General features: G+C 43.0%; 23 protein-coding genes and 2 tRNA genes. 16 read left to right on the forward strand and 9 right to left on the reverse strand.

From position 1 onward, the window contains the following. Positions 1–29: 29 nt before the first annotated feature. From ACM9H2_RS03340 to ACM9H2_RS03365, 6 genes are all read right to left on the reverse strand, one after another. Entirely contained in the window at positions 30–1,016 is a 987-nt protein-coding gene (locus ACM9H2_RS03340; protein ID WP_415488185.1) for an LLM class flavin-dependent oxidoreductase, read from the reverse strand. Between the two features lie 45 nt (positions 1,017–1,061). Continuing rightward, entirely contained in the window at positions 1,062–1,418 is a 357-nt protein-coding gene (locus tag ACM9H2_RS03345; protein WP_415488187.1) for a Rieske (2Fe-2S) protein, read from the reverse strand. Next, complete coding sequence (locus ACM9H2_RS03350; protein ID WP_415488189.1) at positions 1,415–2,491, reverse strand: amidohydrolase family protein; 1,077 nt, start codon at positions 2,489–2,491, stop codon at positions 1,415–1,417. The genes ACM9H2_RS03345 and ACM9H2_RS03350 overlap by 4 nt, the downstream gene beginning before the upstream one ends. 93 nt (positions 2,492–2,584) lie before the next feature. Beyond that, a complete protein-coding gene (locus ACM9H2_RS03355) occupies positions 2,585–4,276 on the reverse strand; it encodes a thiamine pyrophosphate-requiring protein (protein WP_415488191.1) in 1,692 nt (563 codons plus the stop codon). 31 nt (positions 4,277–4,307) lie between these two features. Then, positions 4,308–4,952 (reverse strand): class I SAM-dependent methyltransferase, encoded by a 645-nt coding sequence (locus ACM9H2_RS03360; protein ID WP_415488193.1) that lies wholly within the window; start codon positions 4,950–4,952, stop codon positions 4,308–4,310. Next, on the reverse strand, positions 4,936–5,616 hold the full coding sequence (locus ACM9H2_RS03365) for an NADPH-dependent FMN reductase (protein WP_415488195.1): 681 nt from the start codon (positions 5,614–5,616) through the stop codon (positions 4,936–4,938). Before ACM9H2_RS03365 ends, ACM9H2_RS03360 begins: the two co-directional genes overlap by 17 nt. Before the next feature lie 16 nt (positions 5,617–5,632). Between ACM9H2_RS03365 and ACM9H2_RS03370 the strand changes: the two genes are divergently transcribed. The 9 genes from ACM9H2_RS03370 to rdgB all read left to right on the forward strand — a co-directional run bounded on the left by ACM9H2_RS03370 (position 5,633) and on the right by rdgB (position 11,319). After that, positions 5,633–6,871, forward strand: coding sequence for a translation initiation factor IF-2 subunit gamma (locus ACM9H2_RS03370; protein WP_415488237.1), 1,239 nt, complete (start codon positions 5,633–5,635; stop codon positions 6,869–6,871). Positions 6,872–6,874: 3 nt separating this feature from the next. Then, positions 6,875–7,258: a twitching motility protein PilT gene (locus ACM9H2_RS03375; RefSeq protein ID WP_415488197.1), complete on the forward strand. Its 384-nt coding sequence runs from the start codon at positions 6,875–6,877 to the stop codon at positions 7,256–7,258. Position 7,259: 1 nt separating this feature from the next. After that, positions 7,260–7,814 (forward strand): DNA-directed RNA polymerase, encoded by a 555-nt coding sequence (locus ACM9H2_RS03380; protein ID WP_415488199.1) that lies wholly within the window; start codon positions 7,260–7,262, stop codon positions 7,812–7,814. Then, the gene (spt4, locus tag ACM9H2_RS03385) at positions 7,814–8,017 is read left to right on the forward strand and encodes a transcription elongation factor subunit Spt4 (protein WP_415488201.1); all 204 of its coding nucleotides are present in this window, start codon (positions 7,814–7,816) and stop codon (positions 8,015–8,017) included. Before ACM9H2_RS03380 ends, spt4 begins: the two co-directional genes overlap by 1 nt. Positions 8,018–8,020: 3 nt before the next feature. Then, a complete protein-coding gene (locus tag ACM9H2_RS03390; RefSeq protein WP_415488203.1) occupies positions 8,021–8,563 on the forward strand; it encodes a GTP-dependent dephospho-CoA kinase family protein in 543 nt (180 codons plus the stop codon). A gap of 45 nt (positions 8,564–8,608) precedes the next feature. Continuing rightward, on the forward strand, positions 8,609–8,908 hold the full coding sequence (locus ACM9H2_RS03395; protein WP_415488205.1) for a 30S ribosomal protein S24e: 300 nt from the start codon (positions 8,609–8,611) through the stop codon (positions 8,906–8,908). Further along, entirely contained in the window at positions 8,909–9,043 is a 135-nt protein-coding gene (locus ACM9H2_RS03400; protein ID WP_415488207.1) for a 30S ribosomal protein S27ae, read from the forward strand. It begins immediately after the preceding gene. An 88-nt stretch (positions 9,044–9,131) separates the two neighbouring features. Continuing rightward, positions 9,132–10,709, forward strand: a complete 1,578-nt coding sequence (locus tag ACM9H2_RS03405; RefSeq protein WP_415488209.1) for a bifunctional N(6)-L-threonylcarbamoyladenine synthase/serine/threonine protein kinase — start codon at positions 9,132–9,134, stop codon at positions 10,707–10,709. Positions 10,710–10,758: 49 nt separating this feature from the next. Continuing rightward, positions 10,759–11,319, forward strand: a complete 561-nt coding sequence (gene rdgB, locus ACM9H2_RS03410; protein WP_415488211.1) for an RdgB/HAM1 family non-canonical purine NTP pyrophosphatase — start codon at positions 10,759–10,761, stop codon at positions 11,317–11,319. Here rdgB and ACM9H2_RS03415 read toward each other — a convergent pair. Further along, positions 11,312–11,722 (reverse strand): hypothetical protein, encoded by a 411-nt coding sequence (locus tag ACM9H2_RS03415; protein ID WP_415488213.1) that lies wholly within the window; start codon positions 11,720–11,722, stop codon positions 11,312–11,314. The two genes, rdgB and ACM9H2_RS03415, sit on opposite strands and share 8 nt — an antisense overlap. 31 nt (positions 11,723–11,753) lie before the next feature. Then, complete coding sequence (locus ACM9H2_RS03420) at positions 11,754–12,623, reverse strand: dihydrodipicolinate synthase family protein (RefSeq protein ID WP_415488215.1); 870 nt, start codon at positions 12,621–12,623, stop codon at positions 11,754–11,756. Positions 12,624–13,129: 506 nt separating this feature from the next. Here ACM9H2_RS03420 and ACM9H2_RS03425 point away from each other — a divergent pair. From ACM9H2_RS03425 to ACM9H2_RS03435, 3 genes are all read left to right on the forward strand, one after another. After that, a complete protein-coding gene (locus ACM9H2_RS03425; RefSeq protein ID WP_415488217.1) occupies positions 13,130–15,544 on the forward strand; it encodes a BGTF surface domain-containing protein in 2,415 nt (804 codons plus the stop codon). Between the two features lie 159 nt (positions 15,545–15,703). Then, a complete protein-coding gene (locus tag ACM9H2_RS03430) occupies positions 15,704–16,348 on the forward strand; it encodes a hypothetical protein (RefSeq protein WP_415488219.1) in 645 nt (214 codons plus the stop codon). A gap of 83 nt (positions 16,349–16,431) precedes the next feature. Next, positions 16,432–16,503: transfer RNA gene (locus ACM9H2_RS03435), tRNA-Thr, on the forward strand. A gap of 32 nt (positions 16,504–16,535) precedes the next feature. Here the strand turns inward: ACM9H2_RS03435 and ACM9H2_RS03440 are convergent. Further along, entirely contained in the window at positions 16,536–17,357 is an 822-nt protein-coding gene (locus tag ACM9H2_RS03440) for an NAD+ synthase (RefSeq protein ID WP_415488221.1), read from the reverse strand. Between the two features lie 102 nt (positions 17,358–17,459). Here ACM9H2_RS03440 and ACM9H2_RS03445 point away from each other — a divergent pair. The 4 genes from ACM9H2_RS03445 to pheA all read left to right on the forward strand — a co-directional run bounded on the left by ACM9H2_RS03445 (position 17,460) and on the right by pheA (position 20,820). Continuing rightward, a tRNA-Gly gene (locus tag ACM9H2_RS03445) sits at positions 17,460–17,530 on the forward strand. Positions 17,531–17,585: 55 nt separating this feature from the next. Next, positions 17,586–18,491, forward strand: coding sequence for a lipoyl synthase (gene lipA / locus ACM9H2_RS03450; RefSeq protein WP_415488223.1), 906 nt, complete (start codon positions 17,586–17,588; stop codon positions 18,489–18,491). A gap of 58 nt (positions 18,492–18,549) precedes the next feature. Continuing rightward, positions 18,550–19,950 (forward strand): dihydrolipoyl dehydrogenase, encoded by a 1,401-nt coding sequence (gene lpdA, locus ACM9H2_RS03455; RefSeq protein WP_415488225.1) that lies wholly within the window; start codon positions 18,550–18,552, stop codon positions 19,948–19,950. Positions 19,951–20,013: 63 nt separating this feature from the next. After that, on the forward strand, positions 20,014–20,820 hold the full coding sequence (gene pheA, locus ACM9H2_RS03460) for a prephenate dehydratase (protein ID WP_415488227.1): 807 nt from the start codon (positions 20,014–20,016) through the stop codon (positions 20,818–20,820). Positions 20,821–20,859: the final 39 nt, after the last annotated feature.

The following is a 20,859-nucleotide window of genomic DNA, read 5'->3' on the forward strand; positions in this document are numbered from 1 at the left end:
ACCTTCTCGAGTCTTATACTTGTATATGCCTACTTAAGGAGCGGAAGAACTTCTTCCCCTATCAAATCCATACAATAATCATAATCGTGCAATCTAAAACGAAGATCAAAGACAATATGATCAACTCCGGCTTCAATAAACTTTCCCACCTCTTGCGCAATGTCTTCTGGTGTTCCTGCCATAATTACCCCTTCCAAGTCCTCTAGATTCTCGAATTTCCCTGATTTTGGTTTGAGCCACCATCTCTGATTATTTGCAGCATTTAGCAACCCTTCTACATTCACGGGTTCTAAAGCCTTCCCACGTGTCGTATCTGGACTGGTAGGAGGAACTACCCCTACAGTTGGCATATCTTTGCCACTCTTCTCTGATAATTCTCTCAATTGGCGCATTCTAACTCTAAATGTAGGAATGGTGATTCTCCCTGGAAACCACCCGTCACAATATTCAACCGCCCTTCTCGCAGATGCCGGTGTGGACCCCCCATACCAAATAGGTATCTCCCTCTTTGGTCTTGGGGCAATTCCCAATCCATCTACTGGAAACAATCTTCCATCATAGGTTATTTCATCATTTTCCCATGCCAATCTCATAATTTCAACCGCTTCTCTCACAGCATCAACTCTGTCATCTAAACCCAATCCCACTAGCTCGAATTCATCTTTAAACAATGTCGCACCTGCTCCCATTCCTGCAATAACTCGCCCTTCAGATAACCAATCCAAACTAGCAAATAAATGTGCCATATACAATGGATGTCTCCACGGAACTGCAACGGCAGTTCCCAATTTTAATTTTTTAGTCGCCGCTGCCAATCCTGCTAATACAACAAAAGGTTCCACCATTGTGGCACTTGATCCTTCAAACCCGTGCCCATGAAACCGTAAGAAATGATCTCTAACCCACACAGAATCAAATTCTAGTTCTTCTGCTCTTTTTGCCCCTTCTATCAGCGACGAAGCAGACGCATGCTCTCCAAAATGTGGTAACAATAATCCATAACTAACTTTCCCCATGCCCGACTATTTGGTGACTTGCATATCTATTTCTTTGCTTTGTACTCACACATCTAGATATACTGTTTGCTCTTCTACCACGATTTTGTATGTTGGAATCCTTATATCTGGATCTCCTGCATGCTCCCCAGTTTTAATATCATATGCCCATCCATGCCAAGGACATATTACCACATAATCCTCTGTGAAATATTCCTCTGGAAGTTTTCCAAGAGGAGGAACGTCTCCTCCCACTCTTTTTCTTATATCTCCTGTGCACACCGGCCCCCTTTGATGGCAACAAGAGTTAAGTAGTGCATAAAATTCCCCATCTATGTTAAATATCCCCACTTCGACTCCTTTCACTTTAACCACTTTACCCTCTCCGTGTTCTACTTCTTCTACTTTACAAACCTCAATCATACTCCAAAGACTCCCTCTGCATTTTTCCCTAGTATCCCTTCCTTTTCCTCCTCTGTTAAAAACGCCAGTTCATTTATCGCACTTGGATCATCAAAATCTTCGTGAGGATAATCCGACGCATACATAAGACGATCCGGACCCCCAATCATTTCGATAACATATTGTAGATATTTCTTATCTGGAACTATTTCCATCGGCTGAGTTCCATAATAAAATTCTTTCATATATTCTGAAGGGCGTTTTCTCATTAAGACAGCCTCATCTTGCATTCTAAGATATTCCATGTCCATCCGATACATCATCATTGGTATCCAAAACAAACCAGTTTCTTGAAATACAAAATCTAGTTTGGGGAACTTCTCAGGAACCCCTTGGGAAACAACGTTCGCGATAGTTGTCATATTGTCAAATAAAAACCCTAGTGCATGCGTCTCCATTATTGTTGTAAAACCCGATAACCACCCAAAGTTATCTAGAGTCGCACTTCCTCCATGGTACAACACAGGCAAATCTGCACGTTGACACGCATCGTAGATCGGATCGTATTTCCTGTGTCCCATTGGAGGTTCAATCCGCGCTGTTAGCACACAAGCACCAATAATTGCTTTTTCACTAGCGTAGTCATCTATGAGCTCCGCGGCCTTCACCGGATCATTATATGGGACTGGAATTGACATATACATGCCCGCATCCGCATCCGCTATTTTATCAAGCATATACTGTATATATGCCTCCGCAAATTTCGTCTGGCGCTTGTCTTCCTCTAACATAGCAAATGTGAGAATCTGTTCAGACAATAACAATATTTTGTCAAAGGACATTTCTTCCATTAGCTGCACAACTCCCTCCTTTGTATTGAAATCCACATCCCGTCTCTTAATACTAGGGTAATTAAATCCATCTGGTCTCGATAGGCTCGGCCAAAATGATATGGGAACGCTCCTGTTGGTTGTACTCCCATACTCAAATTTTAATTTCCACGGGTCGTCATCATCAATATAATCCACTATATCATACAACGTCTCTACGTAGTGAGCATCCGTATCAAAAATGGTCTTTCCACCTATTGCCATACCGATCTATTGGGTCTTGAAATACCAAATATAAGTCGATTCAGTCATCCAGGAAGATTGGCCATTTCTTGGATATACTATACTATTTATATATCAATCTGAAAATTTAACATGTATTACCGCAGGTTTCCCATTCTCAGTCGCTTCTATTGCTTCCCTCAGTGCAGCCTCCAACCGATCTAATTCAACAACCGATTCAGTGTGACTACCCACAATTTGCGACGGGGCTGTAAAGTCAATCGGGTGATTAAATCTACTCTCTGGAATCCCATCTTGAACAGCTATTCCTTTGGGATGGGTTCTCTTAGTTGAACCTCTAACCGCATTCCATCCTTCATTATCATACACCACTGTCAGGGTAGGCACTTTCCTCTCTGCAGATAGCCACGCCGTAACTGAAGGGTGTGTGAAAAGATATGAACCATCTCCTACCAAACACCAAGTTTCTCTATCTGGGAATGCCATCTTAGCCCCCACTGCAGCTCCCCCTGCAAACCCAAGCCCAGATCCATATTTTGCAATATAACTTCCTGGATTGACCAACTCTAAATTATTCAGTATCCCCCCTGTGCTAGTGGTCGCATCCGTTACCACCATCGCATTTTTATCCTTCACCCGATTTATGACTGCAGAAATAGTTGCAGAATTTAATTTGTTATCCTTAATTTGTTCATTAACACTTACTTTTAGGTTTTCTCTTTTTTCCGCACTGAAATTTTCCCAAAAAAGACGTCCACTTTCACCATCTATTGGGTCTAACTTTTCAGATACTAATTTTAGTGTCTTAATGGGATCTGCCGCTACCGCCATGTCTACATCAAAATCCCAATGTGGGTATGTATGCTTCAGTGGATTATTTTCAATTTGAATTATTGGAATATTTTCCGCAGGGGCTGAAATAGAGGGGACCCATGGAACATCTGTATCGGCCAATATTATTAAATCAGCATGATCAAATACATTACCTGGCACGAAACCCACATGTTGCGGATGATTTCGTGGAAAATTCAATACACATGGTGCATGCTCAACTACACCTATCCCCGAAACTTCAACAAATTCTATCAACGCAGAAACGTTTTCATTTACAGGAGACTTTCCCATTCGACTGGTAATTATCACCGGACGCTCCGCCGATTCAACAAGCGAAGAAATATCTTTGACAGCCCTTTCGTCCGCACCCGTCGTTCTAATTGAAATTGGACCTTTTGAATCCAATGAACATTTTACTTCTAATGCTTCTCTTGCAGCTGTCAAATAGACTGGACCTGCTGGAGGTCCTTTGGATAAAGCAACCGCACGTCTGATCATAGAAACTGGATTCGCAGGGGGTCTATATTCTGTCACCCACCTGCAGTACTCTCTCACGATATCTGATTGTTGGAAAGTATCTTGTAGGTAGTGTACCACATGATCTCTTGACCCAACATGACCCATATCGGTTACCGGGGCCAACCCTGATATTATTATTACCGGGATATTCGACCGGTGGGCATTATGCATCGCTGCACCTAGATTTTGAGTTCCTACATCCACATGAACCAATACCGCTTGAGGCTTCCCAGTCGCAGCCGCATATCCATGCGCGGCACTAAGTGCAACAAATTCATGGGGGCAAACAACAACTTCTGGCATCTTTCCATCCTCCCTTCTGATCTTTGCAGCCGCTTCTATCAATGGAGTATGATCCGTACCATAATTGGCAAACAAATACTCTACACCCTGGAGAGACAATGAACGAAGAATGGCTTCTGCAGCAGTAATTTTCTCTTTTTTGGAGCTCATCTTTGACTATACTAGTATCTTCATTCGTTTATCACTTCTGCGACATCGATCCCCCAATCTCATCAGGATATTTTTGGGATTCCTCTTTAGTTTTCCGTGCAACAAGCGACGCCACCGCCATCGATCCCCTATCTACTCTTCGAATTCCCTCCTTATAATATAAGACTGTTAGTTCTCTGAAATGGTTCAGCAGCTCGTTTGATTTAAATCGATATTTATCTTTACTTGGGCCTCTGTCCACTCGATCTTCTGTTCTAATGTGATGCTCGTATATGATCATCCCCCCCGATTTGAGTGATTTCTTAATTGTTTGCATCATATCTGTTTCACAAAAAAAGAAGTCAACCACGATCACATCATATTCCTCCTCGGTGAATTCAAATTCATCAATATCGGCCAATATCCAATTAACATTCACTCCCGCATTTTCCCCTCGCTCTTTTGCCCTTGACAAAGCAATAGTAGAAACATCTATTGCATCCACCTCGTAACCCCTCTCCGCCAAATACACGGCATTCCTCCCGTTTCCACAAGCCACTTCCAAACAACGTTTCCCGTTCCCTTCTGTCTCTTCTATTGCTATCTTTATTAGGGAAGACGCTTCACTCCTCGGACGATATTCCCCCGACAAGTATCTTTCATCCCATTTAGCACCTTGATCACTTTTGTTTGTCATTTCTTGCCATTCTTTCCCATAAATCAATTGTTTCTTGTACCATCTCTTCTATTCTGTTTTTCACCTCTGGGTTCTCTAAGTCAAAACCCTCGCCCCCAAAATCAGGTTCTGTCGCGAAGACGCTCGTATTAGCAACTTCTACTCCTAGATATACAAATACTGGCCTCAATTGAGAGTCAATTACTAAATTATGCTGCCTATTCCGTCCAGACATAACAATACCTGCAACCCTTTTTTTGTTTTTAAATTCTTGCCATGGTGTGTGATCAATAAGATTCTTAAGTGCCCCTGAAATCCCTAAGAAATATACTGGAGATCCAATGAAATAAATATCCGCATCAAGATACTTCTTTACAGTCTCCTTAGTCAAATCATTCCATTCATCTTGATCTTGACTCCTAAAAACTGGCAGTTCTATACTCCCTAGGTCCATATTCTCATACTCTAAATTTTGACTTTCTAACACTTCTCCCACATACTCCATCAACGCCCTAACTCTAGATGGCTCCCTTCGACTCCCACAAATCACTGCGATGTTAGCTGGATTATTAGATTCCATACTAGCGATGTATGGTTTCATTCCTTTTACCTCTTCTTCATATCTTTTGTCAATCCAGAACAGTAATCTTTTCACCCACTCGAAGAAGATTTCTTTCACAGACACTCATATAAAGTATATAATCGTGAAACAAAAAACCACCCCCGAAGTCAATATAGGTCTTGTTGGCCACGTCGACCATGGGAAAACAACACTAGTAAAAGCATTGTCTGGAACTTGGACCGACCAACACTCTGAGGAACTGAAACGTGGAATTTCCATCCGACTTGGTTATGCAGACGCAACTTTTAGGAAGTGCCCCGAATGCGAAGACCCAACTTCATATCTCCTAGCTGAAACGTGCCCTCATCATAATAAAAAAACGGACTTTTTGCGCACTGTTTCTTTCGTAGATGCACCTGGCCACGAAACTCTCATGGCGACTATGCTATCTGGCGCGGCACTCATGGATGGAGCAGTACTAGTTGTCAGCGCAACCGAATCTGTACCTCAGCCTCAGACAGAAGAACATCTAATGGCTCTAGAGACTATTGGGATATCAAACATCGTCATTGCCCAAACTAAGATAGATCTAGTCGACTTGGAAACTGCCAAAGACCACTATGAAAAACTTAAAGAATTCTTTTCTGGAACAATAGCTAAAAATGCACCTATAATTCCCATTTGCGCTGATCAAAATATCAATATAGATTCTCTCATTAAATCTATAGAAGAACATATCCCCACCCCCAAACGGGATGGCAAATCTCCACCTCTAATGTACGTGGCCAGGAGTTTTGATATAAACCGTCCCGGAGCAACCTGGGACCAGTTAGTTGGAGGCGTTTTAGGAGGAAGCCTTGTCCAAGGTCAGTTCTCTGTTGGAGATGAATTAGAAATTTCTCCTGGGCAACGAATATTCACTTCAGGTAAAGTTGAATATCTCCCCATCATTGCAACAATAAAATCCATCCGAGCTGGTAATTCATCTCTCGACGAAGTTGGTCCTGGGGGACTCATAGGAATTGGAACTGGATTAGATCCTTCTCTCACAAAAAGTGATGGTTTGACTGGAAGGCTGGCAGGAAAACCAGGAACCCTTCCTCCTCTTTGGGATTCTTTCACTATGAATGTAGACCTTCTAGACCGTATTGTTGGTACCTCTGAATCTGGGGAAGTTGGCCCAATAAACACTGGAGAAGCCCTGATGCTATCTGTCGGTACCACTACTACGGTAGGAATTGTTACAAGTGCTAGAAAATCCGAATGTGAGGTTTCACTCAAACGACCCATAAGTGCACCTCTGCAAGCACAAATAGCTATTAGCAGACGTGTTGGTTCTCGTTGGAGATTGATTGGAATTGGAACACTTTTAAACTGATTCATGGTCATTGTTGCTCTCGATACTAATGCATTGATGGTCCCTGTCGAACTCGAAATCAGAATTTTTGAGGAACTAGAGCTATTACTGCCCTCTCCCGAATTTGTGATCCCCGAGCCCGTACTCCAAGAACTTTCTTCTCTAAAAAATGGCAAGGGAGTAGCTTCTCGTGCCGCTCGTGTTGGTCTCGATTTGGCCAAAATGCGATGTAAAATTATCAAAACAGAGAATGCTGCGGCAGACGAATCATTTTTGGAGCTTTCTTATACTAGTCAAATAGATTACGTTGTAACAAACGATTTGTCCCTGCGCGACAGACTCCTAGGAGCTGGTATCCCCGTAGTTGGCGTTAGGGGCCAAAATACGTTACATATCATGGAGCCCTAATATGTTTAAAAAGGTTAGAATAATCGACACAGTGGAAGTACCGCCAGACAAACTCGGAGATGTAAACAAAGATTTAGTCAAAGTGTTGCTTCAAGACAAACTCGAAGGTCGTGTAGACAAATCTGTAGGCAGTGTAATAAGTGTCACCAAAGTACACAATCTCGAAGAAGGTGTTGTTCTACCCGGACGCCCAGGAGTTTATTATCCCACCGAATTCGATGCTATCACTTTCGACCCTTCGATGCAAGAAGTAGTTGACGGAACCGTGGTCGAGGTCGTCGAATTCGGAGCATTTGTAGGAATTGGCCCTATCGATGGTCTTCTACACGTCTCTCAAATTTCTGATGAATATCTGAGCTTCAATGGAGAAAACCAACAGCTAAACTCAAATGAGTCTGGCAAATCAATTAAAGTCGATGACCCTGTCCGGACTAGAATCGTGACCAAGAGCATCGACGAACGCAATCCCCGAGAATCCAAGATCGGTTTAACCGCAAAACAACCTGGCCTTGGAAAGCACGGATGGCTCAAAGACAAGCGTGAGGCCGATAATTAATGCCCGCAAAAAAACGCCTCGCTTGTAGAGATTGCCTCAGAGTGTTAAATGATAAAAAAGCAGAAACGTGTCCTTCCTGTGGCTCTGCTAGTATCACTGATGACTGGAGTGGATATATCGTTATTATCCACCCACAACAATCCGATGTAGCAAAAATAATGGGAATAAACGAGCCCGGACAGTATGCTCTAAAAGTCAGATAACTATTGCCAAATTCAGTCCATCTCCCCCCTCAACTACGAGATAACTTAAGAGAACCAATGGGTCCTCTGTATGTAGATATAAACGACTTAATTCCCCATCTAGGTTTTCCTATTATCACTATAGGCGACGTAGTGACTTCCCACTTTGAAACTGCAGGAGTTTCTCCAAACGTATCTATAATTGACCAATTAACAAAACGCGAACCCATTGACTTTCCCTCGCCATTTCAAAACATAGATTTTCACATTGAAGTGAAAAATCCCCCTGGCGTTCTGACAGACGAACTAGTCCATGCGATCAACCAATCAATCAACAATCCCGATGAACCTTCCCAAATTTTAGTAACTGGCGAAGAAGATCTAGCAACTTTACCTGCAATTATGCTAGCCCCTCTTGAATCTAGTATAATCTATGGCCAGCCAGATCTGGGAATGGTCCACATACTCGTAACCCCTGATATCAGGCGTGATGCATGGGACCTGCTTTCCCAATTCGACGGAGATCTTGATTCAGTGTTCTCTATGATCGCACAATCTGACCTGTAGTGCCTTCGAAATACTTTTGGATGCGACTGGAAAATGTACCCAATAATGGAAATAACTATTTTATCTGAAACTTCCAACCCTTTGTTACATAGGGTAGATGTTTCTTTCCTCATTGACCACGCAGACTCAACTCCAAATCGTATTGAAGTTCGAGACAACCTAGCAGCGAGATTGAACAAAAACACAGACGAAGTAATAATCCGGAAGCTCCGAACTCAATTTGGAACCCGAAAAACCATTGGAGATGCAAAGATTTATGAAAATTCTGATTTTGCCCAGTCAATTGAACAAGACCATATCATCCTTCGAAATCAATCTGCCACTGAAGACACCGAGGAAGAGTAAATGGGGGCTCGCGAAAATTATGGCAACGATGGCTCTACCCCCAACGAACGTTGCCCAGAATGCGACGATTCTTTTTTAGCAGAACACAACGACCGATTCCATTGCGGAAAATGTAGTTATACTAGATGGAAATAACACCTATTGAAAATTTTCTACACTGAACTCCCAATCAATAGAAATAATCATCTCCCCTTCTTACATCAATAAGAACGGTGCTCTCAATATGACTATTACTTTGGGCATTGAAGGAACTGCTTGGGCAGCTAGTGCTGCAATTTTTGATTCCAATTCCGACACCGTGCACATAGAGACCCTCCCATATGTGCCCGACAGTGGAGGACTACATCCCCGAGAGGCAGCGGATCACATGAGAAAAGCGTTACCAAAAGTCCTTGAAACTATCTTTACTAACTTAGAAACTCCTCCCGATGCAGTGGCCTTTTCTAGAGGCCCCGGCCTGGGCCCTTGCCTCCGCATATGTGCAACAGCTGCCCGTGCCCTTGCTGGAACTTTCAATGTACCTCTTATCGGTGTTAATCATATGCTTGCCCATCTAGAAGTAGGTAGACATTTTTCAGGATTTTCTACTCCTGTCTGTCTCAATGCGAGCGGCGCGAATGCACATCTTTTGAGCTATCATGATGGCTATTACAGAGTACTAGGAGAGACCATGGACACTGGAGTAGGAAACGCCCTAGACAAATTCGCTCGCCATGTTGGATGGGCACACCCGGGGGGACCACAAATAGAAAAAACAGCAATAGATGGTAGTTTTTTCGACCTCCCTTACATAGTCAAAGGGATGGACTTTTCCTTTTCTGGATTAACAACTGCAGCGATAACTGCCTACGACCAGGGCCACCCCATAGAAGATGTCTGTTTTTCACTCCAAGAAACCATATTTTCCATTCTAACCGAAGTTTCAGAACGTGCCTTATCTTTATTATATTGTGACGAATTCATACTCGGAGGTGGGGTTGGAAATAACACACGTCTGCAAGATATGCTAGAAACTATGTGCACCGATAGAGGTGCCAAATTCTTCGCCCCAGAACCACGCTTCCTCAGTGACAATGCAGGTATGATCGCTATTTTAGGATCCTATATGTTCGATGTAGGTGATACAATTCCAATTGAAGATTCCCATGTTCTCTCCAACTTTAGACCAAATACGGTCAAGGTAACCTGGCCCGTCCCTAGTAGATCTCTTTCCACCGCATCCCCGTCTACCATACAAGGATCTGAAGCACTTGTGGAATTCGATGCAAATACTGTGTGGAAACGAAGACTTCCAAAACCCTATCGAAATCCTGCCATGGATCTTCGTCTCCGACGTCATCGAACCAATGTCGAGGCACGACTTACCCATGAAGCCCGAAAAATAGGTATTCCTACCCCCTTAATCAAAGGCATCGACCCCCTTAATTTCACTCTGGAATTCCAAAAAGTTGGAGACACCGACCTCTCCGAAGGATTAAACCAAAAAAGAGTAGAAAACGTCGTTAAGTATTTGGCATTACTCCACTCTTCTGGCATCGTCCACGGAGACCCAACCACCAGAAACATTAGAATCGATTCCACCTCTGATAAGGTGTACCTCATAGATTTTGGTCTGGGATTTCATACAGATAACATAGAGGACTACGCAATGGATCTTCACATATTCAAAGAGAGCCTCGTTGGAACTTCTTCTAACTACGAGGAACTTTGGAATCGTGCTATATCCGTCTACGAGGCCCAGGGATTCCCTCGTGTACTAACACGGCTCCAAGAAATAGAATCACGTGGTAGGTATCTCTAATCATATAATTTACGACGCCTATTTCTCCCCTCGACACTCTCACTGTTCCATGGTGCTTTTTGCTACCACCAACGCCGAAAAAGTTCGCGAGGCACAAGCATATCTAGGATCCACAGTTGAACAGTTTGATTATGATTATCTCGAATTACAATCTGAGAGCCTATCCGAGATCGCCATCTCTGGTGCCCAAGAAGCCTTCCAAGCCGCAGGTGGAACCCAACCTGTAATCACCGATGACTCTGGAATCTTCATCGATGACATAGGCGGATTCCCCGGTCCCTATTCTTCATATGTATATCACACTATTGGGCTATCTGGAATTCTCACTTTACTCGAAGAATTTGATTCCCCCCGTGCATACTTTAGAACCTCAATCGCATATTGTTCTAACAACGAAACCGTGGCATTTCAAGGTTCTATTAGAGGTACTATCGTCCCTCCTCGTGGAACTGAGGGATTTGGATATGATCCTATATTTGAATATAACGGCAAAACATTGGCAGAAATGAATCTAACTGAAAAAAACGCAATTTCTCATCGGGGAAGGGCCCTTTCTAAGCTAGCATCTTGGCTTGATAATGACCCCGTTGAACACCGCGGAGTCAGATAATATTTTCAAATAATTTCACAAAAGCATCTGGCCTTTTAACACTAGTTTCAATTTTTGTTCTGATCGCTACTCCCGCTTTGGCGTTAGTCAACCTCCCATCTCTTGAAATAATATGCTGCGCATTCCCCACATACGCAGAAGCAAGTGCCGGATGATCCCCCTCCACATGGTCTATAATTTCACATATACCCTCTATGTCTTCTCGCCATTTCTTCGCCAATTCGCCCCCCAAATCTGTCTCAATCACTTTTTGTGCTTCATCTAGTAGGGGCATACTAGCGATAATTACCATCTCTGGTGACTTTCGAATAATTTCCATCACAATCTTCGCCGATTTCTCCTTTTTGGCATCTTCTACCAATACCCCCGAATCAACTACAACACGCACTGTAGGTCTACTCATCTCTCTATTTGTGACCTTGCAAATACTTTAACTACTGCACTCTTGCTTCATCTAGTAGATTTTGGAGGCCCTCTTTTTCGTCCCCACCGACCCCGCGATGTGGACTACGAGAAAATCCAGCAGGTGCTCCTCTCATTTCCATTGCGGCCTTCAAACCAGAAATGCCGTATGTTCCTGTGACCCCTCGGTTCAATTCTACTAACTCGTCGTTTAATATTTTGGCATTTTCATTGTCTCCTTTTTTATACAATTGATATATCTCAGAGCATTTTTCGGGTGCGATATTTGCTAGTGCCAATACACCCCCAGTCGCACCCATTTCCAGTGCCTGTGCATAAATTCCTCCTGCTCCCACCAACATATCGAAGTCCTTCTCTTTCGTCACCTCCACTTCTTGTTGGAATAAGTCTGAGTTCCCACTAGAATCTTTCATCCCCTTGATATTCTCATCATCTGACAATTCTGCTATCGTATCTGGCTCAAGGCTAACGTGAGTAAATTTCGGCACGCTGTACAGATATACTGGGATCGAGACCCATTCGGCCAGTTTTTTGTAATATATAGCCATGTCTTCTTGACTATGTGAAAAATAAAATGGGGTTACAATTAGCGCAGCATCTGCACCTGCCGATGCAGCCAATTCTGTCTGTATGGTACTTTCCCGTAGGCCTGGATGCCCCGTCCCTGCTAATATGGGAACCGATGCAGATTCCACCACTATTTCGACTACTCGTGCCCTTTCTTCCGCCGTCATTAATTCTGCTTCACTATTCGACCCACAAGGAACAATAAAATCAACCCCTCTTTCTTCTACCCATCCCACCAATTCGGCAAGTTTCGATTCATCAATGTCTCCCTTTTCGTCAAAAGGGGTAACCAATGGAACTCCTGTACCTTCCATATAGTTTTCTCCCCTCTCCCAGTAAAAAAACACGCGATTGGGCCTCAACAACACTTTTTACACCCATTTTCACACATCATAGTTATTCCTATAATTACCCACAGTAATTAATACCTATATACACTATTCTGCATAGGATATTATGGTACTTTCCCCCCCTTTCCTTCTCCCTCTATTTTCTCCCTCTTCTTGGTAAAACGAACCAAAACCACATACTCTCCATTCATTTTTTAACGTCCCAGTCTACCCTTTTACGTATTTTGGAATCAAAACTTCTTTATATATTCCTACCTTTTCAATCATTGATCTCAGATGCCCTCCAATTCTTCTTTTTTAGAGCTGTATAAACCAAACCAGGGCATCGATTTCTCCATTCTCTCGATAGGAAAGTATTTAACCTAATCCGTAGTTTGTTGGGATTGCAGAGAGGAAGCTGAAGAAGTACCTCTGGATCTACAGGTCGGTTTGCCCGATCACAACGGTCCGTTGCAAACAAAAAAAATAATATGACAAATACAAGCAAAAAAGTTCAGGCATTGCTCTTTTCCGCGCTGATGGTTCTTTCCGTCTTCGGTGGAGTTGTTGCTTTCTCTGGATCTGCATTTGGTACCGCCGTAGGCACCGCCGAATTAGCCGATTCTGGAGTAACATACTGGCAAGGTCAGGACATTTGGTTAGAAAATGGTACCACCACAGCTACTGGTAACACCCTACAAGTTCGTACTGTAGACGACAACAAAGTCGCAGGACTCGTAACTGAGTTCCAACTCGACGTTAGTTCGGCTACAAAGAACGTAAAGGGAGATACTCAGAGTATTGGTACCGCAAAAATTTCGACTAGTGGCCTCGAAGGATACTACGTTATCACAGCCGGTGGTGAAGGTAGCAAAGTCTACATCGCAAACGGAACTGGTGAACTCTTATCCGCAACAGGGTCTACAAGCGATCAATTTGCCTTCAATTCGCCAAACACAACTCACGTTGGAAATGCGAAATTCGAAGTTACAGTACAGACACTCAGTGTAGAGCTAGATGACGATTCAATCGACTCTGGTTCAACAACTACACTTGACATAACATCCAACCGTGGCGAATTCCAGATAAGAGTCTCCTCACCCGAATTAGATGAAGACGACCTTACTGACATATTCGCTGCATCTGGATCTACTAACGACGTAGACAATTCGTCTAAAACAGATGAAGACGACGACGGTAAGAATGACCGTGAGTCCATCCTCATTGACGTAGAAGCCGGCGAGTCAGTTCAAGTTGAATTCGACGGCGACTTCGATGATGATGGTACATACACATTCGACATCGAAGTTGTTGACACCGACGCAGAAGCATCCGCAACAATCACTGTTCGAGATGCCGACCCAACATACACATTCAGTCAAAGTGTATTCTCTGAAGAACGTGGTGACATTGCGAACATCCAAATCGATATGGTTGACGCAACAACAGCCTACGTGTTCATTGGTGGCGAAGACGTCAACTACTTAGAAATGATCCAAGTGACTGACGGAGGAGACAAAGACGGTAAAGTCAACCTCTTGATGAACACTTACAACGTTGGACGAGCTGCAGGTTCGGTTACTCATAAAGAGTCTCCAGACCGAAAATCGTTCACCGCAACAAACGGAACTGGTTACACAGTAGACGACTCTGATGACTCCATCACGAGTTCTACCCGTTACAACACCAGTACCACAACAACCGGACTTGACATTGACCTCGTTCTCAGTGATCCATTGTCCACAGGAAACTATGACCTCCGACTCTCCTCATCTAGCACAATCAGCGCAGCTGGTGTAGTTGCAGATGAACAAGACGTCGCAACATTGGCTCTAACTTCCCGTTCGACAAATGGAATCAGTCTCCACAGAGCTCCTGAGAGTGATGCAAACAAATTCGATCCAGATGACGACTGGGGCGACACAACAGAAATCGCCGATGGTGGAAGCTTATCTCTAGAAGATCTGCTCATCGTTAAAGTCGACGTATCTGGTGTCTTTGGACACGTTACCAACAAGGACCTAGAAACAGTTCTTGGTGGTGTCTCAGCCGACTCCGGTAAAGCTCACGGAATGAACTTGACAATCAAACAGACCGACGCTGTCAGCAACCAGGATGCAATTGTATTTGCCCTAACCACTGACGACGCAGCAGCCGCCAAAGCTCAGTTGTACACTGATGCAGACAACAACACATTCTATGTGGTAATTGACTCGCAAGATGCTACAACGACCAATGGTTCGCTAGCAAAAGGTCAAGATTACAAGGTCACTTTCTTCATCGATGAATTCAACCCATACGTTGACGACGACGATGAGGACGACAACAAGAAAGAGATAGAATTCAACTACGTCAAGGAAGAGGCAACCGTCTCTGGCCTAGATGCAGATGATGATCTCCGAATTCAACCAGAAGCTGCAAGTGTCATATCCGGAACTGCATCTGTCGCTCCAGGAACCGAACTCTCTGTTAGAGTCCGAAACACTGGCGACGATCCATTCCTCAAGACCCAGACAGCCGATGTAGCCTCGGACGGAACCTGGACTACAACATTCGACCTCTCTGATGTCGATGTTGGAACCGAGTTCTCCGTCGTGGTTCTTAGATCCGGTACCGAAATCAGTGACGAAGTAGATGTAGAAGCAGTAGCAGATACTGCAACTCCAACTGCAGAGCCAAAGATCGTTACCCGAACTATCGAAGTTATCCGCGGTACTCCAACACCTCAAACTATTGTAGAAGTACAAGTTGAGGTTCAAGAACGAACCGTTGTAATTGAGAAAGTAATCGAAAACGTCAGAACTGTACAAGTTACACCAACACCTGGTCAACCAGGATTTGGTCTTGCTATCGCAGTTGTGGCCCTACTCGCAGCAGCACTCCTCGCAGTCCGCAGGAAAGCCTAACCGAGTAGCTTTCTTTCTTCAGCTTTTTCTTATTTTTAAACCCAGAGCGATTGCTCTATTTTTTTTATTTACTAAACGTAATAAAAATCACAGATAATATTCTTTCAGCAGATCGTTTCCAAAGGTCTTTTGGACTCGATATGCCTACTAGCTACAGTAATGGACGCAGTCTCCCGAGTTCGGGCAGCATCTTGTAGGGCAGTCGATGAAGTTGAACCAACAGGACTCAGAGAAATTATAACTGGTCAAATCGAATCCGATTCCCCCACCTTCGGATTAGCAACCATCGTAGTATCTGACGAAGTGAGGCATACTGATGAAGAATCAATTATTGTAGATTCAAAAGCCGCTGGAGTACAATTAATCTATGAAGGCTTGCGGCTAACACAAGATCTCGTTCGAGAAAACCGTTGGAAAAACAACGAACAAAAATTAATCACCGATATGGATCTGCTTGCTGCAGATGTTATGGTTGCAAGGGGATTCTATCTCTTATCTCATACAAAAGCCGCACCTAAAGCTGTAGAAACCATCCGAGAATTTGGAATTACAGAAGCTGAGTGGTCTGATACGCCCACTGGAACTCTAACGCGCAGAATGAGCTTGGAGCGGAATATCTTTGAGTTAGCAATCATCGCTGGATTCGTTTCATCAAGTTCAGAAATGCCATCTGAATTTGACACCAAACAACTACTCAATTTTGACATCTCAAAAGAATCCAAAGATCACATTTTGAGATTAATACAAACAATAGAACAAGGCGAAGAAGAGGATTTTTTGTTGGTTATATCTTCTGGAAAGTAAAGGTAGTTAGCCCAGTTAAGCAGAACAACAGAAGTAGAATGATTTAGAAATGCATAAACATGATAACGTACTGCATAACGTGTGCCTGATTGGCTTAGGGGTAAAGCGCGTCCTTGGTAAGGACGAGATCCCGGGTTCAATTCCCGGATCAGGCTTCGAACGACCTTATCTATCTAAAGGATAACTTCTAGGGGCTAGGTGGGACGCTTCTCTTATGTTCGCTCAACTCATACATTTTCTGTACTTCTAGTACCTCCTTTCCATCTATTTCTAATATTTTTTGTACTTCTCCAACTGGCATTTTCTGTTCAATCAATAAATATAGAATCAAATCCAAAATATCATATCCCATGCCCAGTTCCTTTTCATCTGTCTGTCCTTCCCATAACCCTGCAGTCGGCGCTTTAGTGATATACTTATTCGGTACTCCCACCCACTCCGCCAACTGTCTAACTTGGCATTTATAGAGATTCCCTATAGGGTGGCAATCCACTGCACCATCTCCATACTTTGTAAAATATCCTATCAATGCTTCTGTTCTGTTCCCCGTTCCTATCACTATCGAATTATTAGCATTTGCCATGCGATACAAAACGATCGCCCTCACTCTTCCCCTCAAATTTCCTATTACTCTATCTTCTATCTCGTCTATTTCTTTTTTTACCCCCCCTTTCCCCATGGAAGATTCTATTTCTTCAACAATAGATTCAATTTCAATCACACTATGTTCTATTTTTATATCATTTGCAACTTGAATTGCATCCTTCATATTTTCCTTTTTATTCACTTTACTTGGCATTACCACTCCATATACGCCCCCCACTCCAAGTGCTTCTACCGCCAAGTAAGCCGTAAGAGTACTATCAATTCCACCTGATAAACCTATAACTACTCCTTCTGCTCCTGCATCAATCACGCTTTTTCCAATAAACTGAATTATGCGTTCTTTAGTATGTTCCAACTCTTGTTCTGTCAACTCCAAATCAGAAATCCCATGTCCCGCTAGCATGGGTTTCTATAAGTACTCCAACAGATAATACCCGATCGATCTTTCCGTTTACATAACAAACAGTACTCTAACGCATCCTCATATGCGAATCAATCATAATTCGCGCCGATAGTCTAGTGGTATGACCTGAGCTTCCCAAGCTCATGGCCCGGGTTCAATTCCCGGTCGGCGCATTCCACTTATCCCCATTAGTCACTTATTTCACCACCCAACTCATTTCGAGTAATAATGGCAAGTGCTTCTGGAAAAAAACCATCCTGGTTAAAAATTTCTCTACCTTCCGGATCCCAATTTACTCACATCAAACAGACCCTGCGAAAATATGACCTTCATACTGTATGTGAAGAAGCGCATTGTCCTAACATTGGAGAATGTTGGTCTGGAAAAAAATCCCCTGGAACTGCGACTTTCATGTTGATGGGAGACAGATGCTCCCGGACATGTAATTTTTGCAATGTAACGACTGGTGGGATGCTACCTCTAGACCCCGACGAACCTCTAAACATCGCATCTGCTATTTCTGAACTAAATCTAGACTATGCGGTATTAACATCTGTCAATCGAGATGATTTGCCAGACCAAGGAGTGGGCCATTTCGCAAAAACAATCAAAGCAATTCGAAGTCTCAATCCTAATACTTTGATAGAAACTCTGATACCCGATTTCCAATCCGAATTGGGTTTACTTGACAAAATCATTGCGGCAAAGCCAGATGTGATAGCTCATAATATAGAAACTGTGGAGCGGCTCCAATGGCCGATCCGAGATAGAAGGGCCGGCTACGAACAATCTTTATCTGTACTGGATTATATCAATTCAACTTCTGATATCTATACTAAATCTTCTTTAATGCTGGGTCTGGGAGAATATGATGGAGAAGTCTACCAAACCCTATCGGACCTCAGAGAAAACGGTGTAAATTTTGTAACTTTGGGTCAATATTTACAACCCTCCCCCCGGCATTTAGAAGTATTTGAATATGTCTCCCCACTCAAATTTGAGACCTGGAAATATGTCGCTGAAGATGAACTAAAATTTTTATATTGTGCCAGCGGACCTCTGGTTCGATCTTCTTATCGAGCGGGTGAATTTTTCATCCGATCTTTAATCTCAAATTCTACCACCTCCGCATGATACTATATTTCCCATTCCTCTACTTTATACGGACAGAAAAGATGATTATTTATGAATAATGGAAAACAATAATGGTCCAATTTCAACAGACCTTCTCATAATTGGATCTGGACCAGGTGGGCATGAAGCCGCACTACGTGCTAGCCAACTGGGCCTCGATGTCACATTGGCAGAAATGAATAAATATGGAGGAGTATGTGTCCACAGTGGTTGTATGCCTTCCAAAGCCCTCATCGGAGCAACCAACCTGGCATATAGCATGTCCCATGCAGAAAATATGGGCATTACCTCCTCCCATTCGATCGATTTCACCCAATTGAATTCTTGGAAAAATGGGATTGTTTCTCAATTGGAACGGCAAATAGAAAAAATGTGTCTGGCCAAGAAAATTAATTTACTCCACGGAGCAATAACTTTCTTAACTACTACTTCTGCAAGATTAACCCCCCCTTCTCCCCATCCCCTCCGTGACATCTCCTTCAAACATGCAATAATAGCAACCGGAAGTAGGCCCACTGAACTATCTGGATTTGAATTCGATTCTAACAATATTATTAGTTCTAAAACTGCTCTGTCTCTAAAATCAATCCCTGAAAAATTAGTCATCGTTGGAGCTGGATATATCGGAATGGAGCTATCTGCTTTATTCGCCAAACTTGGATCTCACGTCGATGTCATTGAACTACAACACAAAATACTCCCTAACTATGAGGATGATATTTCCAAACTAGTTCAAAAACATTCCGAACACATCGGAATAAATTTTCACTTCGGCGAATCTGTTTCGTCTTGGTCCAAATCTAAATCTAGAATCACAATAACAACCACCACTCCCACTGGAGATACTCACGATTACTCTTGTGACAAAGCCATAGTTGCAGTCGGGAGGACTCCTGTAACTGAAACCCTCGATCTAGATGCAATTTCACTCAAACCAGATTCGCATGGTTTTATTCCCGTCGACAACCAGTGCCGTACTTCGATTTCAAATATATTCGCTATAGGAGATGTCGCTGGCCCACCTATGCTGGCCCATAAAGCTAGTATGGAAGGAAAAATAGCAGCAGAAGCCATCTCAAATAAAAATGTTATTTCAAATAATACTTCCGTCCCTTCAGTAGTTTTTACCACTCCTGAAATTGGCACTGTGGGTTTGACCAAACTACAAGCCGAGGAAGAAGGTTTGGATGTTTCTATCGGAAAAGTTCCTTATAGCGCCCTCGGTAGAGCACACCTAACGAATGAACCCATAGGATTCGTTCGAATAGTTTCTGAAGCATCCACTGGATCTGTCATTGGAGGGCAAATAGTGGGGCCCTCTGCATCTGAACTCATAGCTGAAATTGGACTTGCAATTCAATCAAAGACCACCACCTCCGATTTAGCAAACACAATTCATGCCCACCCCACATTCTCTGAGTTAATAGCCACAGCCGCTAGAATTGCATCTAATCGTTAATGAATTATGCCATATAACCCCTAACGATGACCTTTTTACCCTTAATGAAGTAGCCTGTGGAAGATGAGCATACTTACATTAGGACCTGCTGGAACCTATTCCCATAGAGTTTCTCTATCTTTTTCCGACGATATAGTATTCCGCAACTCGGTAACCGCTATTGTAAAAGATGTTTCTGATGGTACTTTCGATAAAGGTATTATCCCCGTAGAAAATAGCATCGAAGGATCTGTTACGGAGAGTCTCTCCTCTCTGGTGGATCACGACATAGCTATACTTGAAGAAGTAGTCGCCCCAATACAACACGCTCTCTTAGCCCAATCGACAACTTTTGACACTATCACAAGCCATCCCCAAGCACTAGCACAATGCCGCAATTTTATCACTTCAAACTACCCCGATTTAAAACTCGAACCAACAACTAGCACTGCAAGTGGTATCGATAGAGCAACCGAAGATGATTCTATCGCAGCAATTGGACATCCTCAAAGCTCCAATGAAAAATTAAAAACCTTGGCTAAAAACATCCAAGATCAATCTTCCAACTCCACTAGATTTTTCGTCATAGCCCCTCCTACAAAACGTCAAAAACTTGGGAAAAAAACCTCTGTTATCATCTATCCTCAAAGTGATTATTCTGGTTTATTACTCAAAATTCTTCAAACTTTCGCTGACCAAGATATCAACTTAACCCGAATTGAATCCCGCCCCAGTGGGAATAAACTTGGAGATTACTTATTTCATATAGATTTTGAAGCAAGTTCTGATGAAAGTAGAACCCTGGAAGTTTTTTCAAATCTTCACGCTATCGTAAGTGAAAATGGATGGGTCAGATCCCTTGGTTCTTACAATGTGACCCACCTTTCTTGATAACTTTAAACAAAAAATCAATTAGAAAGGTGTTTTTGT

Source organism: Candidatus Hikarchaeum yamanae, from assembly GCF_009889665.1.
GTDB lineage: Archaea > Halobacteriota > Halobacteria > Halobacteriales > Hikarchaeaceae > Hikarchaeum > Hikarchaeum yamanae.

Excerpts from the sequence above, each read along its gene's own strand:
- ACM9H2_RS03340 (WP_415488185.1), bottom strand. The coding sequence starts at position 1,016 with ATGGGGAAAGTTAGTTATGGATTATTGTTACCACATTTTGGAGAGCAT.
- ACM9H2_RS03345 (WP_415488187.1), bottom strand. The coding sequence starts at position 1,418 with ATGATTGAGGTTTGTAAAGTAGAAGAAGTAGAACACGGAGAGGGTAAA.
- ACM9H2_RS03350 (WP_415488189.1), bottom strand. The coding sequence starts at position 2,491 with ATGGCAATAGGTGGAAAGACCATTTTTGATACGGATGCTCACTACGTA.
- ACM9H2_RS03355 (WP_415488191.1), bottom strand. The coding sequence starts at position 4,276 with ATGAGCTCCAAAAAAGAGAAAATTACTGCTGCAGAAGCCATTCTTCGT.
- ACM9H2_RS03360 (WP_415488193.1), bottom strand. The coding sequence starts at position 4,952 with ATGACAAACAAAAGTGATCAAGGTGCTAAATGGGATGAAAGATACTTG.
- ACM9H2_RS03375 (WP_415488197.1), top strand. The coding sequence starts at position 6,875 with ATGGTCATTGTTGCTCTCGATACTAATGCATTGATGGTCCCTGTCGAA.
- ACM9H2_RS03380 (WP_415488199.1), top strand. The coding sequence starts at position 7,260 with ATGTTTAAAAAGGTTAGAATAATCGACACAGTGGAAGTACCGCCAGAC.
- spt4 (WP_415488201.1), top strand. The coding sequence starts at position 7,814 with ATGCCCGCAAAAAAACGCCTCGCTTGTAGAGATTGCCTCAGAGTGTTA.
- ACM9H2_RS03395 (WP_415488205.1), top strand. The coding sequence starts at position 8,609 with ATGGAAATAACTATTTTATCTGAAACTTCCAACCCTTTGTTACATAGG.
- ACM9H2_RS03400 (WP_415488207.1), top strand. The coding sequence starts at position 8,909 with ATGGGGGCTCGCGAAAATTATGGCAACGATGGCTCTACCCCCAACGAA.
- ACM9H2_RS03405 (WP_415488209.1), top strand. The coding sequence starts at position 9,132 with ATGACTATTACTTTGGGCATTGAAGGAACTGCTTGGGCAGCTAGTGCT.
- rdgB (WP_415488211.1), top strand. The coding sequence starts at position 10,759 with ATGGTGCTTTTTGCTACCACCAACGCCGAAAAAGTTCGCGAGGCACAA.
- ACM9H2_RS03415 (WP_415488213.1), bottom strand. The coding sequence starts at position 11,722 with ATGAGTAGACCTACAGTGCGTGTTGTAGTTGATTCGGGGGTATTGGTA.
- ACM9H2_RS03420 (WP_415488215.1), bottom strand. The coding sequence starts at position 12,623 with ATGGAAGGTACAGGAGTTCCATTGGTTACCCCTTTTGACGAAAAGGGA.
- ACM9H2_RS03425 (WP_415488217.1), top strand. The coding sequence starts at position 13,130 with ATGACAAATACAAGCAAAAAAGTTCAGGCATTGCTCTTTTCCGCGCTG.
- ACM9H2_RS03430 (WP_415488219.1), top strand. The coding sequence starts at position 15,704 with ATGGACGCAGTCTCCCGAGTTCGGGCAGCATCTTGTAGGGCAGTCGAT.
- ACM9H2_RS03440 (WP_415488221.1), bottom strand. The coding sequence starts at position 17,357 with ATGCTAGCGGGACATGGGATTTCTGATTTGGAGTTGACAGAACAAGAG.
- lipA (WP_415488223.1), top strand. The coding sequence starts at position 17,586 with ATGGCAAGTGCTTCTGGAAAAAAACCATCCTGGTTAAAAATTTCTCTA.
- lpdA (WP_415488225.1), top strand. The coding sequence starts at position 18,550 with ATGGAAAACAATAATGGTCCAATTTCAACAGACCTTCTCATAATTGGA.
- pheA (WP_415488227.1), top strand. The coding sequence starts at position 20,014 with ATGAGCATACTTACATTAGGACCTGCTGGAACCTATTCCCATAGAGTT.